At 74.4% G+C, this 14360-nt stretch carries 12 protein-coding genes; 7 read left to right on the top strand and 5 right to left on the bottom strand.

Annotated elements, in window-relative coordinates:
• Positions 1-13 precede the first annotated feature (13 nt).
• Complete coding sequence (locus AB0C22_RS30125) at positions 14-1219, bottom strand: cytochrome P450 (protein ID WP_357538313.1); 1206 nt, start codon at positions 1217-1219, stop codon at positions 14-16.
• 36 nt (positions 1220-1255) lie between these two features.
• Complete coding sequence (locus AB0C22_RS30130) at positions 1256-2431, bottom strand: nucleotide disphospho-sugar-binding domain-containing protein (RefSeq protein ID WP_357538315.1); 1176 nt, start codon at positions 2429-2431, stop codon at positions 1256-1258.
• 198 nt (positions 2432-2629) lie between these two features.
• Between AB0C22_RS30130 and AB0C22_RS30135 the strand changes: the two genes are divergently transcribed.
• Positions 2630-3802, top strand: a complete 1173-nt coding sequence (locus AB0C22_RS30135; RefSeq protein WP_208569107.1) for a cytochrome P450 — start codon at positions 2630-2632, stop codon at positions 3800-3802.
• Between the two features lie 21 nt (positions 3803-3823).
• Here AB0C22_RS30135 and AB0C22_RS30140 read toward each other — a convergent pair whose 3' ends face one another.
• Complete coding sequence (locus tag AB0C22_RS30140; protein WP_219469074.1) at positions 3824-4687, bottom strand: TauD/TfdA family dioxygenase; 864 nt, start codon at positions 4685-4687, stop codon at positions 3824-3826.
• Between the two features lie 170 nt (positions 4688-4857).
• Between AB0C22_RS30140 and AB0C22_RS30145 the strand changes: the two genes are divergently transcribed.
• The 6 genes from AB0C22_RS30145 (at position 4858) to AB0C22_RS30170 (ending at position 12167) form a co-directional block, all read left to right on the top strand.
• Complete coding sequence (locus AB0C22_RS30145) at positions 4858-5883, top strand: methyltransferase (protein WP_219469079.1); 1026 nt, start codon at positions 4858-4860, stop codon at positions 5881-5883.
• Between the two features lie 231 nt (positions 5884-6114).
• The gene (locus AB0C22_RS30150; protein ID WP_208569110.1) at positions 6115-7134 is read left to right on the top strand and encodes a polyprenyl synthetase family protein; all 1020 of its coding nucleotides are present in this window, start codon (positions 6115-6117) and stop codon (positions 7132-7134) included.
• Positions 7131-8168, top strand: coding sequence for a UbiA family prenyltransferase (locus AB0C22_RS30155; RefSeq protein WP_219469082.1), 1038 nt, complete (start codon positions 7131-7133; stop codon positions 8166-8168). Before AB0C22_RS30150 ends, AB0C22_RS30155 begins: the two co-directional genes overlap by 4 nt.
• Complete coding sequence (locus AB0C22_RS30160) at positions 8165-9865, top strand: prenyltransferase/squalene oxidase repeat-containing protein (protein ID WP_357538318.1); 1701 nt, start codon at positions 8165-8167, stop codon at positions 9863-9865. Before AB0C22_RS30155 ends, AB0C22_RS30160 begins: the two co-directional genes overlap by 4 nt.
• On the top strand, positions 9862-11145 hold the full coding sequence (locus tag AB0C22_RS30165) for an NAD(P)/FAD-dependent oxidoreductase (protein ID WP_357538320.1): 1284 nt from the start codon (positions 9862-9864) through the stop codon (positions 11143-11145). The genes AB0C22_RS30160 and AB0C22_RS30165 overlap by 4 nt, the downstream gene beginning before the upstream one ends.
• Positions 11142-12167 (top strand): histidinol-phosphate transaminase, encoded by a 1026-nt coding sequence (locus tag AB0C22_RS30170; RefSeq protein ID WP_255597946.1) that lies wholly within the window; start codon positions 11142-11144, stop codon positions 12165-12167. The genes AB0C22_RS30165 and AB0C22_RS30170 overlap by 4 nt, the downstream gene beginning before the upstream one ends.
• 58 nt (positions 12168-12225) lie before the next feature.
• Here the strand turns inward: AB0C22_RS30170 and AB0C22_RS30175 are convergent, their stop codons facing one another.
• Both AB0C22_RS30175 and AB0C22_RS30180 read right to left on the bottom strand, forming a co-directional pair.
• Entirely contained in the window at positions 12226-13239 is a 1014-nt protein-coding gene (locus tag AB0C22_RS30175; RefSeq protein WP_357538323.1) for a 2-hydroxy-acid oxidase, read from the bottom strand.
• An 82-nt stretch (positions 13240-13321) separates the two neighbouring features.
• Positions 13322-14269, bottom strand: a complete 948-nt coding sequence (locus tag AB0C22_RS30180; RefSeq protein ID WP_208569114.1) for a 3-oxoacyl-[acyl-carrier-protein] synthase III C-terminal domain-containing protein — start codon at positions 14267-14269, stop codon at positions 13322-13324.
• Positions 14270-14360 lie beyond the last annotated feature (91 nt).

A 14360-nucleotide genomic window follows, 5' to 3' on the forward strand; every position in this document is an offset into this window, starting at 1 on the left:
GCCGGGTCGACGGTCACCCGTCGACCCGGTCCCAGGTCACCGGCAGCGTCTCCAGGCTGCGTACCACCAGGCCGGGCTTGAAGCGCAACTCCTCCTCGGGTACGGCCAGCCGCAGGCCGGGCAGCCGGCGCAGCAGCGCGCCGAGGGCCTCCTGCAACTCCATCCGGGCCAGCGCCGCGCCGAGGCAGTGGTGCGGGCCGGCCCCGAACGCCAGGTGCGGGTTGTCGACCCGGCTCAGGTCGAGGGTGTCGGCCCCGGCGAACACCGAGGCGTCCCGGTTGGCCGACGCGATCGCCGGGAGCACCGGGGTGCCCGCCGGCAGGCACACCCCGCCGAGTTCCACCTCCTCGGTGGTCACCCGGGGCAGCAGCACCCCGTTGTCCCCGAGCTGGATGAACCGGGACAGCTCCTCCACCGCGCGGGCCACCGCGACCGGGTCGTCACCGCGCAGGCCGGCGAGCTGCTCGGGGTGCCGGGCCAGCACCAGCAGGAACAGGTTGAGCTGGTTGGTGGTGGTCTCGTGGCCGCCGACGAAGATGCCGGCGGTCACCGAGACGAGTTCCCGTTCGGTGAGGTCGTCGTGTTCGTCCCAGGCGTTGATCAGGGCGCTCATCAGGTCGTCGCCGGGCTCGCGGCGACGTTCGACGATCATCTCGCCGAACGCGTCCAGGGCGGCCTGCGGGGCGGCCGGGTCGGCGTCCCAGTCACCGACGAGCGCGTCGGACCACTCGCGTACCCGGTCCTGGTCCTGCTCGGGGATGCCGAACAGTTTGCTGATCACATAGATCGGCAGCGGCGCGGACAGGTGCGGGATCAGGTCCGCCGGTGGTCCCGCCGCCACCATCCCGTCGATCATCCGGTCGATCAGCGCGGCCACCGTCGGGCGCAGCGCCTCCACCCGGCGGACGGTGAACGCGTGCGACACCGCCCGGCGCATTTTGGTGTGCCGGGGCGGGTCCATCCCGATCAGCGAGTCCTCGGCCAGCGAACCCAGCTCCCGGGTCGGACGGTCGGGCCCGGCCGCGGCGGCCCGGCTGAACCGCTGGTCGGTGAAGACCCGGCGGACGTCCGCGTGCCGGGTGGCCAGGTAGGCCGACGCCCCGTCGGGCAGCGCGACGGGCGCCACCGGGCAGGTCTCCCGCAGCCGGGTGTAGTCCGGTGACGGGTGGTAGATGGTGGGAGCCGGGGCGAGCGGGTACGGAATGGGCTCTTGCGTCATCGACGACTCCTAGGGTGGTCCGACAGGCCGGTGGGCTCAGCTGCGGGGGTGCGCGGCGAGGGCCACCAGCGCCGGCACCACCTCGGCGGGGGTGGGCATCGCGCGGACCCGCTCGCGCATCGACGTCGCGGCGTCGCGCCAGGGGCCGTCGCCGATCAGCTGGCCGACCAGGTCGCGCAGCGTGTCGTCGTCGGCCCGCGCGGGCGCCAACCAGGTCCCGGCGCCGGTGAGCGCCAACCGCTCGCCGTTGAAGTGCTGGTCGCTGACCTGCGGCAGGATCAGTTGCGGCACCCCGAGGCTGAGCGCCGTCATCGTGGTCCCCGCGCCGCCCTGCTGCACCAGCGCGGCGCAGGTCGGCAGCACCAGCCGCAGCGCCAGCGGGCCGTCGACCAGCCGGACGTTGCCCGGCAACGGGCCCAACCCGGCCTGCTGGGCCCGTTCGACAAGCACGACGACCTCGACGTCCAGCCCGGCGACCGCGCGGATGACCCGGGGGAGGCCCAGCCGGTCGCTGAGCCCGGCACCGGCCATCATGGTGCCCGCCGTGACGCAGACCCGGGGCCGCTGCGGCGGGCGGTGCAGCCAGGACGGCAACACGGCCGGGCCGTTGTACGGCACGTACCGGATCGGTCGTCCCGGGCGGGTCATCGGCACCTGCATCGGTGGTGGCACCGGGTCGAGGGTCAGCCCGCCGGTGAGGTCCACGTCGGTGGCGGCGAGCCCGAACCGGCCGGCGAGCGGGCCGAGGACCTCCTCCGGGTCGAGCCGGAGGGTGACCGAGGAGTCCGGCCCCCACAGGTGCTGCACACCGGGCACGCCGAGCGCGGCGGCGGCCACCGCGGCGGCGAGGTTGAACGGCTCCCAGACCATCAGGTCGGGCTGCCAGTCCCGGCCGAAGGTGACCAGGTCGTCGAGGAGGGCGTCGGCGAACCGGACCACGCCGCCGTCGGCGGTGATCGCCGGCTCGACCGCGTCGACCGGCTCGGCGGTGCGGGTGGCCCCGTCCAGCGCGCCCACCGCGCCGATCCGGCCCGCGAACGCCTCGGCGAAGTCGAGGTCCGCACCCAGCGGCACCGCCGCCAGGCCGGCCGCGGTGATCGCCGGCACCAGCGTGGGATGGCTGGCCACCCGCACCTCGTGGCCGGCCGCCTGGAGGGCCCAGCCGAGCGGGACGAGGCCGTAGAAATGCGACCGCCAGCCCCACGTCGACATCAGAATCCGCAAAGCCGCAGTCAAGTCCGACCCATCCGCGCGCGTCACCGGGCAGTCCTGGTGCACAGATGCTAGGCGATGGATGTCGGTACCCGGAAGATCGTCGGTCGACCCAATGGATATTGACGACGACGCACCGATGGCCGAGTCTTACCGGTGCCCGATGTGGACCGCCGACCGACAGGTGGGTAGCTCGTCATGACCGTCGTCTCCGAGCTGCGGGACTATCCGTTCGAGCCGTTCACCGGTGACCTGCCGGCCGAGCTGCTCGACATGGTGGTGTCCGACCCGGTCAGCCGGGTGCGACTGCCCGACGGTCGGCCGGCCTGGCTGGTGCTCGGCTACCAGGACTGCTGCACCGTCCTGGCCGATCCCCGGTTCTCCCGGCTTCCGCCGGGCGCGACCGCGACCCCCGACGGCGTCGGCCCGCGCGAGCTGAACATGGACGGTCCGGCGCACGCCGTGGTCCGCCGGGTGGCCAGCCGGGCGTTCACCGCCCGCCGCATCGACACCTTCCGCCCCCGGGTGCGTCGGCTGGTGGACGCGCTGCTCGACGACCTGCTCGCCGGCCCCCGGCCCGCCGACCTGGTGGCGGCCCTGGTGGCGCCGCTGCCCGTGTACGTGGTCTGCGACGTGCTGGGGGTCCCGGTCGCCGACCGGCCCCGGTTCTACGGGTGGATCGAGGGCCTCAACTCGGTCACCGCGTACGGTTCGGCCGATGCCGCCACCGCGCAGGCCCAGCTGCGGGACTACCTGGCCGGGCAGTTGGCCGACAAGCGGGTGAGCCCCGGCGACGACCTGCTCTCGGCCTGGGTGCTCGGCAGGGACGCGCACGAGCTGGTCGACGCCGAGCTGGTGGAGCTGGCGATGGGGGTGCTGCTCGGCGGGCTGGAGATCAACTCCACCAGCGCCGGGCTGCGCGCGCTGTTCCAGCACCCCGAGCAGTTGGCGAAGCTGCGGGCCGACCCGGGCAAGCTGTCCTCGGCGACCGACGAGATCCTGCGCTACACGTCGGTGAGCAGCATGTTCCGGGTCCAGGTGGTGCAGGAGGACCTGACCCTCGGCGGGGTGGCGATGCGCGCCGGGGACTGCGTGATGGCGATCCCGTGGGCGGGCAACCGCGATCCCCGGGTCTTCCCCGACCCCAACGTCTTCGACATCGACCGGGTGCCGACCGCGCCGCACCTCACCTTCGGCTTCGGGCCGCACTTCTGCCTGGGCACCGCGCTGGGCCGGATGCAGGTGGAGCTGTCGATCGGCGAGCTGCTGCGGCGGCTGCCGGGGCTGACGCCGGCGGTGCCGATCGAGCAGATCCCGTGGCGGCACGACCGGATGAACGGCGGCATCGCGTCGTTCCCGGTCACCTGGTGAGCCGCCGGGGTGGCCCGGCGGTCAGTAGTTGTCCACCGCGTTGACCCGGTCCGGCCAGTAACGCTGGCCGGGTGCGGCGACGTAGTGGTCCCACCGGGGCGCGTCACCGGTCGGGTGGTCACCGAGCACCGTGATCCGCTGACCGCGCCGCAGGCCGTCGTAGTCGTTGATCGCATAGTGCTGGGTGACCCGGTTGTCCCAGATCGCCACGTCGCCGACGCGCCAGCGGTACCGGCAGGTGAACTGCGGGCCCTCGGAGAACGCGAACAGGTACTCCAGCAGCGCGTCGCTCTCGTTGCGGCTCAGCTGCGGGATGTGCGAGGTGAACAGCCGGTTGACGTACAACGAGCGGCGGCCGGTCTCGGGGTGCACCCGGACCACCGGGTGCTCGGCCCGACTGGTGAACTCGGTGCCGATCCGGATGACGTGGATGGCGGTCAACCCGTCGAGCAGGTCGCGCATGGGCGCGGACAACGCCTCGTACACCTTGCACTGGTTGGTCCACATGGTGTCGCCGCCGGTCTCGGGCAGCTCGACCAGGTGCAGGATGGAGGCGATCGGTGGGCTCTGGTGGAAGGTCATGTCGGTGTGCCAGACGTCGACCTTCCCACCGTGCTCGGAGTCGATGAGGACGATCTCCGGATGCCCCTGGAGCCGGGGCAGGTACGGGTGCAGCTCGACCTCGCCGAAGCGCCGACCGAAGGCGATGTGCGCCTGCGGGGTCAACCCGGTCTGCCCGGCGACGAAGACCACCTGGTGCGCCAGCAGCAGCCGGTGCAGGTGGGCGAAGCCCTCGTCGGTCAGGGTGTTCAGGTCGATGCCGTGGACCTCGGCGCCCAGGGCGCCCGCGACGAGCCGTACCTGCGGCACGAGGGAAGTGGTCATCGGTGCTTCCTCCGGTCTGGGCCCCGGGCCCGTCGGCGCATTGTTCCACGACGGTGAATGGGATCTCCACCGTCGATGTTGACGCCGTCACGCCGCCCTTGGGAACATTCGGGCCGCCGGACGACGGCCACGGCCATCGTGGACGCGTGGCGCGACAGGAGGCTGTCCGGGTGACGATCGAGACCCCGACCGATGACGACGCGGCGGCCCGGCTGGGCCGGCTGACCGACCTGGCGACCCCGTTCGCGGTCCGCACGGCGGTGACGCTGCGGGTCCCGGAGCGGATCGCGGCCGGTACGACCCGCCTCACCGAGCTGGCCGACGGGTGCGACGCCGACCCGGACGCCCTGGGCCGGTTGCTGCGCTACCTGGTCCACCGGGGCGTCTTCGTCGAGCCGGCTCCCGACGAGTTCGCGCTGACCGACGTCGGTGAGCTGCTCTGCGACCGTGACGGCGGCGGGCACGGCGGCTACCTGGATCTCGACGGTCTCGGGGCCCGGATGGACCTCGCCTACACCGGGCTGCCGACGGCGATCCGCACCGGCGGGCCCGGCTACCAGGCGGTGCACGGGCGGGACTTCTGGGCCGACCTGGACGCCCACCCGTCCTACCGGGCCTACTTCGACGCGTTGATGCTCAGTCAGCAGCGGTTCACCGCACCCCAGGTGGCGGCGCTCTACCCGTGGGAGCGGGTGGGTCACGTCGTCGACGTCGCCGGGGGTGCCGGCGGGCTGCTGCGGGAGCTGCTGACGACCCACCCGCACCTGCGGGGCACCCTGGTCGACCGGGCCGAGCCGGTGGCCACGGCGGCGGGCACGTTCGCCGAGCACGGGCTGACCGGGCGGGTCGACACGGTGGTCGGGGACTTCTTCGCCGAGTTGCCGGCCGGCGCCGACGTCTACGTGGTGTCCCGGGCGTTGACCGACTGGAGCGACACGCACGCCACGGCGATCCTGCGCCGGTGCGCCGAGGCGGCCGGCAAGACCGGACGGGTACTGGTGGTGGAGGTGCTGCCGACCGACCCGTACGTGCCGCACCGGTCCCCGTACGACCTGCAGATGCTGGTGTTGGTGGGTGGCCGGGAGCGGGGCGTGGCCGACCACACGGCGTTGGCCTCGGCGGCCGGTCTGGCACCGGTCGGGACCTATCGCGGCACCGACGGACTGACCCTGTTGGAGTTCGCGGCGGACGCCTGATCCGGCGGCGGGTGATCTGACTTTCGTACCTGATTCCGGCTATCGGTGTGACACACGGTGAGCAGGTCAGCGGATTTCTCTGGGCATCAACCGATTTGATGGTGAATTGGTTCGTGACATTCGTGTTTCTCCATCGCCGGGGCGGTTTTCCGATGGTTGTTCAGGGCGGGACCGGCAGGTAACGTCTCGCGTGGCGGCTGGGCCGAGCCTTTGCGAAAGGGTCGACACGCTATGACGGTTACTGGCTTTACGCGTTTTCCGCCCTTCATCGACGACCTTGCCCGCAGTGAATCCGGGCGGCTGCTGCACGCGGAGTTCGAGCGTCGGTGGCCCGAGACGACCGACCAGTTGGTGGGGATCGCCCGGTACGCCCTGTTGCCGGCGGGCAAGCTGCTGCGTCCGATGATGACGCTGCACGCCGCCGAGGCGGTGGGCGGGTCGCCGTCCCGGGTGCTGCCGGCCGCGCTGGGGATGGAGTACCTGCACGTCGCGACGCTCGTGCACGACGACATCATCGACGCCGACACGCTGCGGCGGGGTCGCCCGGCGGTGCCGGTGGCCTTCGGGATTCCCAGCGCCATCGTGGTGGGTGACCACCTCATCTTCACGGCCTTTCAGTCCATTGTGGAATCAGGGGTGACCGCACCCCCGGGGCACGTCGCCGCCGCCGTCGCGGCCCTGGCCGAGGCGGGCCGGGACCTGTGCCGGGGCCAGATGCTCGAGACGCAGCTCGTCGGTGACCTGGACGCGGGCGCCCGGTGGTACCCGGAGATGATCCGGCTCAAGACCGGCGCGCTGTTCCGCGCGGTCTGCCACGTCGGCGCGCTGCTCGGCGGAGCCGACCCGCAACTCGCCGCCGGGCTGGCCCGCTACGGCGAGCACCTCGGCATCGCCTTCCAGATCCGCGACGACCTGCTGTCCTACGTGGCCACTCCCGAACAGACCGGCAAACCGGCCACCAGCGACCTCAACAACGGCCGGCCGACCCTGCCGCTGCTGCTCGCCTACGACGCGGCCACCGACACCGCCCGGGTCGAGCTGATGGCGGTGCTGCACCGGCGCGGCGCCGGCCCGGGGGACGTCGAGTGGGTCGCCGCCCTGCTCGACGAGGTCGACGCGGTGCAGGCGGCCCGGCGGCAGATGGCGGAGCACGCCGAGCAGGCCCTGGCGGAGCTGACCGCGCTCACCCCCTCCGCCAGCGCCGACGTGCTCACCGGCATCGCGCACTGGATGACGAGCGAGACGGCGTGAGCACAGCCGGTGCCGTACGCGCGCTGCGCGCCCACATCGAAACCTGGCGGCCGTACACCCTGTGGTATGTCGGGCTGGTCGGGCTCGCCGGCGCGGCCCTGGCCGACGGCCCGCACCACCCGTGGCTGCTGGTGTCGGCCTGGGCCGCCCCGACCGCCGGTTGGCTGGGCGGCCACTACCTCGGCGACTACTTCGACCGGGACCTCGACGCCGGCAGCAAGCCGCACCGGCCGATCCCGTCCGGCCGGCTGGCCGCCCGCACGGCGCTGTGGTGCGGCGGGGTCTGCTTCGCGGTCCTCGCGCTGCTGGCGGTGCTCGGCGGCTGGGGCACCACCTCGGCCGCCGTGCTCGCCGCGTTCGGCATCGTCGCCTACAGCCGCTGGTGCAAGGCGCGCGGCGTCGCCGGGAACCTGGTCCGGGGCGCACTCGGCGCGATCGCGCTGCTCTACGGGGCGCTGGCCGTCGGACTCTCCCCGGACCCCCCGTCGGCGGTGCCGGTGCTGCTCGCCGCGATGGTCGCGTTCTGGTCGCACGACACGATGTCCAACCTGGTCGGTGCGTTGCGCGACATCGACGGTGACCGGGCCGGCGGCTACCACACGCTGCCGGTACGCCGGGGTTCGCCGTTCGCGGTACGCACCGTGCTGGCCCTCTACGCGGTGACCGTCGTCGCCGCGCTCACCGCCGGGCTGCTGGCCGGGCCGGACGGCCGGACCGGCTACCTGGCCACGCTGATCGTGGTCCTGGTGCTGGGGGTCGTCGCCCTCGCCCCACTGGTCGCGCACCGCGCCGACATGCCCGTCGTGGTGGCGCTGCGGGCGCACTCCGTCCTGGTCGTCGAGCGGGTGGTGCTGGCCTCGGCCCTGGTCGGGCTGCGGCTGGGTATCGGCCTGCAACTGCTGCTGGTGCTGCCGATGGTCGGGTTGACCTGGTGGGCCCAGCACCTGATGCGTGCCCGGCACGAACTCGGCACCGGCCGACCGGCACTGGCCCTGGCCACCCCCCGCCGAGCCGCCATGGAGGACGTGTCATGACCGTTGTGCCCACCGAGGCCCTCGACCGGGCCATCAGCGACGGCGCGGAGGCGCTGCTGCGCCGGCAGCGCCCCGACGGGGTCTTCGGCGACGACCCACCGGCCTCGGTGCTGGGCACCGCGGGTACGGTCGCCGCCCTGCACGCCGCCGACCCGGTGGGCAGCGCCGACCTGGTCGACGCCGGCACCTCATGGCTGCGCCGGCAACAGCACGACGACGGCGGTTGGGGCGGCGTGGTGGGGGCCGACAGCGAGGTCGTCGCCACCGCCGTCGCGGTCGCCGCCCTGGCCCTGACCGCACCGGAGGCCAGCGCCGAGGCGATCACGGCCGGCCGCGCCCGGCTGGCCGCGATGGGGGGTGTCGACACGGTCACCGACCCGGCCATCTCGCTGCTCTGCCGGCAACTGCTCACCCTGGCCGGGATGACCGTCGAGGCGGGCCCGCTGCGCCGGCTGCCGTTGGAGATCGTGCTGTTCGACCGGGTCCGCCGGCAACGGCTGTCGTTCCGTACCTCGCCGTTCATCGGGCTGGCCCTGATGCAGGCCGACCTGCTGCCCACCGGCCGACTGCGCCGGGCCACCCTGCGCCGGGCCCGCCCGGCGGCCCTGCGGCTGCTGCGCGCGATCTACGACCACGAAGGCCGGACCGGCGCGCTGAGCGAGGACCCGTGGCCCGCCGCCCTGGTGCTGCTCGGCCTGGCCCGCTCCGGCGAGGCCCCGGACATCGCCACGGCCGTCGTCGGCTGGCTGCGTCGCGCGGTCCGCCCCGACGGCGCCTGGGACGCGGTGACCAACCTCGACCTGACCCGCTCCGGCTACGCGGTGACCGGGCTGGCCGCCGCCGGCTACGCCGCCGACCCCCGGTTGGCCCCGACCCGGGACTTCTTCCACGCCACCCAGAAACCGACCGCGTTCACGGTGCTCGACGTGCCGCCGGGCGGATGGAGCTACTCCAACGTGGGCGGCTGGCCGGTGACCCTGGAGTCCGCCGAGATCCTCTCGGCGCTCGCCGGCTACCCCGACGCCGACACCGACCCGGTGCTGCGCAGCGGCCTGACCTGGCTCATCGGCCGGCAGGACACCCGGGGCTCGTGGAGCCTGTGGGTGCGCGACACCAAGCTCGCCAACGACGGGCCCTGCCCCGCCATCACCAGCCAGGCCGTCCTCGCCCTGCACGACTCCGGCCACCCCGACGACCACCCGGCGGTCGCCGCCGGGGCGGCCTGGCTGCTGACCGCCGGACGCCCCGACGGCAGCTACGAGAACCTCTGGTACCGCGACCACACCTCCGGCACGGCGGTCGTGGTGACGGCGCTGTCCCGGGTCGGCCACGCCCGGCACGACGTGGTCCGCCGGGCGGCCGGCTGGCTGCGCGACACCCAACTGCCGGACGGGTCGTGGGGGCCGGGCGACGGCACCGCCGGGTCGGTCGAGGAGACCGGCTGGGCCGTCCAGGGGCTGCTGGCCACCGGCGACCCCGCGCACGCCGACGCGGTCGACCGGGGGGTCGGCTGGCTGCTCGCCGCCGCCGGGCCCGACGGCGGCTGGCCGGCCACCCGGGTCTGCAACTACATCCGCCACCACCTGCGCTACCCCAACGCCGTGATCACCCAGGCGGTCGCGCTGCGGGCGCTCGGCGAATACCGGCGTACCGTCGCCGGGCGGGCGGGCGTCACACCCGGCGCGGTGGCCCGATGAGCGCCGACGTCGTCGTGGTCGGGGCCGGGGCCGGCGGCCTGGCCGCAGCCCGCGCGCTCGGCGCCCGCGGGCTGCGGGTGGTCGTGCTCGACCGGCAACGCACCCCCGCGTCGATCGCCAAGGGCGAGATCCTCCAACCCGAGACGGTACGCATCCTCGACGGCTGGGGCGTGCTCGACGCCCTGCGGGCCACCGGCGCGCGTCCGGTCGACCAGCTGGCCATCCGCGACCCGCAGGGCCGGGCACTGCTCGCCCTCGACTACGGCACCCTGCCGGGCAGCCACCGGCAGATCCTCTGCGCCGACTACGGCGACCTGCGCGGCGTCCTCGCCGACGGGCTGCCCGGCACCGTCGAGCTCCGCTGGGGGCAGCGGGTCACCGGCCCACTGCGCGCCGCCGACGGCCGGGTCACCGGGGTCCGGGTCACCGGCGGCGACGGCGAGCAGGACATCCCGGCGGCGCTGGTGGTCGCCGCCGACGGGATGTCCTCACCGCTGCGCAAGGCCGTCGGCATCGACGTCGAGCGGCGGGAGTACCCGCACGGCCTGGTCGCCTTCGACGTGCCCGGGGTGGAGGTGGCCGACGAGGTGTCGGCCTACCGCACCGACCGGGGGCTGTGCCTGGTCTACCCGCTGCCCGGCGGGCGCTGCCGGGTCTACGTCCAGGTGACGCCGGGCGAGTTCCGCGGCCACAGCGCCGCCGACCTGGCCGCCTGGTGCGACCGGCTGCTCGCCGGGGTGCCCGCCATCCGGCCGCTGGGGTCGGCGTTGCGGGCCAGCCTGCAACGGCGGCAGCTCCTCGCCGTCTACCGGCTGCGCGCGGCGCAGCTGACCGTGCCCGGCCTCGCCCTCGTCGGCGAGGCCGCCCACGCGGTGCACCCGATGGCGGCGCAGGGCGTCAACAGCTCACTCGCCGACGCCGAGACCCTCGCCGCCACCCTCACCGCCGACGGGGACCGCCCGGACGCCGCCGGGGTGGACCGGGCACTGCGGAACTACGACACGGCCCGCCGACCCCAGCTCGACCACATCGCCACGGTCAGCCACAACGCCGCCCGCATGATCACCAGCGTGTCGGGGCTGCCCCGGCTGCTCGGGGCGCGGATGATGCGGCGCACCGCGGCCAACCCCCGGCTGCTCGGGCTCACCGCCGGCAACCTGTCCGGCACGAACGTCCGACCGCTGTCCCTGGTCGACCGGATCTACCAGCTCGGGCTGCTCACCGACCGGCACGCCCACCCGCCCGTCCCGCCGGCCCCGCAACGAAGTGAGCGACGATGACCACTGCCACCACCGTCGGCACCCAGCCGCCGGCCGACCTGTCGATGAACGAGACGCCGTACCCGCCGCTGCCGAGCATCCGACGGATCGTCGAGGACGGGGCCGCCGCCCTCCAGCGGTACCCGGACCGCACCGCCGCCGCACTGCGGGGCACCCTGGCCGCACGGTTGGGCGTGGGACCGGAGGCGATCCTCGTCGGGCCCGGCTCGGCCGGGCTGTGCCAACACCTCGTCCAGGCGCTCGGGCCGCGCCCCGAGGTGGTCCACCCGGCACTGTCCTTCGAGGGCTACCCGCTGATCATCAGCAACGTCGGGGCCCGGGGCGTGCCGGTGCCGATGGACGGCTACCGCCACGACCTGCCCGCCATGGCCGCCGCCGTGACCGACCAGACCCGGTGCGTGCTGCTGTGCAACCCCAACAACCCGACCGGGGCGGTGCTGCACCGCGACGAGATCGACGACTTCCTGGCCCGGATCCCGGCCGACGTACCGGTGATCATCGACGAGGCGTACCGGGAGTTCGTCACCGACCCGCAGGTGCCCGACGGGATGGACCTCTACCGCGCCCACGACAACGTCTGCGTCCTGCGCACCTTCTCCAAGGCGTACGGGCTGGCCGCGCTGCGCGTCGGCTACGCGGTGGTGCCACCCAGGGTGACGCCGCTGGCCGGCATGGTGGGCGCGGTGTTCTTCCCGAACAGCCTGGCCCAGGCCGCGGCGGTGGCGAGCCTCGACGAGGCGGTCACCCCCGAACTGACCCGACGCTGCGCCGAACTGGCGGCGTCGCGTACCCGGCTGATCGACGAGCTGCGCGGACTCGGCCTCACCGTGGCGGACAGCGAGGCGAACTTCGTCTGGCTGCCGCTGGGGGAGCGGGCGGTGCCGTTCGCCGAACGGGCCCGCGAGGCCGGCATCCTGGTGATGGCCCTGCCCGGCGCGGGGGTGCGGATCACCGTCGGCACGGACGAGGCGAACGACCGGCTGTGCGCGTTCGCCCGGACCGCCCTGGCCGCCGGGCTCTGACCGGCCGGTGCGGCGTGCCCACCGTCCGGGCCGCCGCCGGCCCGTCGGGCCGGAGTAGTCACCGGTCGGGCCGTCCCTCGCCGGTCGGATCGGCGTCGTCCCAGCTGACCAGGCAGAGGTAGCGCAGGTCGGGGTCGTAGTCGGCGGCCACCACCGGCCGGGACCGGTCCGGGTCGGCGAGCCGGTCCAGCAGGGTCCACCACAGGCCGGTGACCGGCTGCCCCGGCGGCGTGACGTGCACCCCCTCGACGGGGTGCGCCGGCCAGGCAGTGGCGAGGTCGGCGCTCAGCACCACCCGGCCGTCGGTGCGGCCGGCCGACAGCGCGGCCAGTTCGGACCCGGCCAGCGCGGCGACCTCGTCGGCGGCCACGTCCGGGTGCTGGCGTACGACGTCCACCCGGGCCGTGACGTCCAGGACGTCACCGGTGGAGCCCGCCGGGCCGGTGGTGCCGGGTCCACCTCGTACCCCGGCGGCCACCGGCTCCTCCGCTGCGGCGGGAGCCGCGGGCGGTACCGGGCCCGGTGCGGGGACCGGCCCGTTGGTGCGGTAGAGCAGGGCGACCCCCTGGTGCCGGGCCGGAGCGGGGGCGGACGTGTCGTAGGGCACGACGGTCTGTTCGACGACGATCAGCAGGACCCGTCGGCACCCGCCCGACGACGCGTACGCCCGGGCGAGCCGCAGCGCGCTGAAGGCCGCCGCCGAGCCCTGGTCGCAGACGGCGAACGACAGCGGGGTCCCCGGGCAGACGTGGCTCAGGTAGGTGGCGGTGGCCCGGCCGGGCAGCATGTCGTGTCGGGAGAACGCCAGGACGAGCAGGTCCACCGGTTCGTCCGGCGTGACGAGCGCCCGGATCAACGCCTCGGCCATCTCCGCGTAGGACTGCCCCAGCGACCCGGACGCCGTGTCGAACAGGTCGGCCGGCACCTCCCGCCCGTCCTGGCAGGCCAGGTCCGTCAGGTAGCGCCGGGACTGCTCCCGGTGGGCCGGGTCGTGCAGCAGCGCGGCCGGCCCGGGGAAGGTCCGCCGGGCGGCCCGGATCAGGTGCAGGTCGGTCGGCGGGGCTGCCGGCACGGTTCTCCTTCCTCACACCGGTCGGCACGCACCGATCGGCTTCACACCGGGCGGCACGCGCCGACCGGTTCCTGCGGCGCGGTCAGTGGGCGAAGACCATGGCGGCGAAGGTGGCGCCGTCCCCGGCCCCGACGGCGGCGACCAGGTAGCGGTCACCGGGGTCCAGCAGCCCCCGCTCGCGCGCCGTCAGGTAGTTGGCGAACGCGTCCGCGCAGAAGACGTGACCGGTGTCCCGGACGTTGTCCAGCAGCACCCGGTCGCGGGGGAGCCCGATCAGCCGGCACAGCCGGTGCCACGTCACGACGTTGACGTTGTGCGGCAGCACCAGCCGGATGTCGTCCAGGGTGACCCCGGCCACCGCCAGGGCACGCCCGATCACCTCCGCCAGCGCCGGCCGGTACTCGCGCTGGAACTGGGCCCCGGAGGCGCCACCGGCGACGTCGAACTCGCCCCGCTGCGCGCACGCGTAGCCGAGCAGCCGGTCCCGGGGCCCGTCGGCGCTGACCAGGCACGCGGACGCCCCCTCACTGAAGACCGAGGTCTCCGGGATGAACTGGGCGTCCCGGGTGAACGCCTTCTCCCCGGTGAGGACCAGCGCCAACGGACCGTCGCCCGGCCCGTGCCGGCCGGGTGGTTCGGCGGCCAGCAGCCGGCCGGCCATCTCGATCGCGAGCAACGCGCTGGCACACGACTGCTGGGTCAGGGTGAAGGCGACCGCGTGGCCGAGCCCCAGCGCGCGGCAGACGTCGTGCAGCGGGTTGACCGGGTACGGCGTGACGACGGGAAACGCCCGCCCGTACAGGACGAACCGGACCCGGTGTTCCTGCCCGCGCAGGGCGGTGAGCCCGGTCGCGGCGTGCAGCAGCAGGTCGTGCAGCGACAGGTCGGGGTCGCGGCGCACCTGGTCCAGGCCGTGGAACCGGCGGAACAACCGGACCTGCATGTCGGTCAGCTCCAGCGGGCCGGCCAGGCTCTCGATCGGGACCCGGCGCTGGGGGAGGTGGACCGCGACCGCGTCGAGGGCCGTCATGCCGACGGTGCCGACCGTGGCCGGTCGGCGGCCGGCGCCCGGCGTCGGCCGGCCACCACGACGGTCGGCCCGTCACCGGACACAGTGGACG

It is taken from the genome of Micromonospora sp. NPDC048894, from assembly GCF_040649765.1.
Classification (GTDB): domain Bacteria; phylum Actinomycetota; class Actinomycetes; order Mycobacteriales; family Micromonosporaceae; genus Micromonospora; species Micromonospora antibiotica.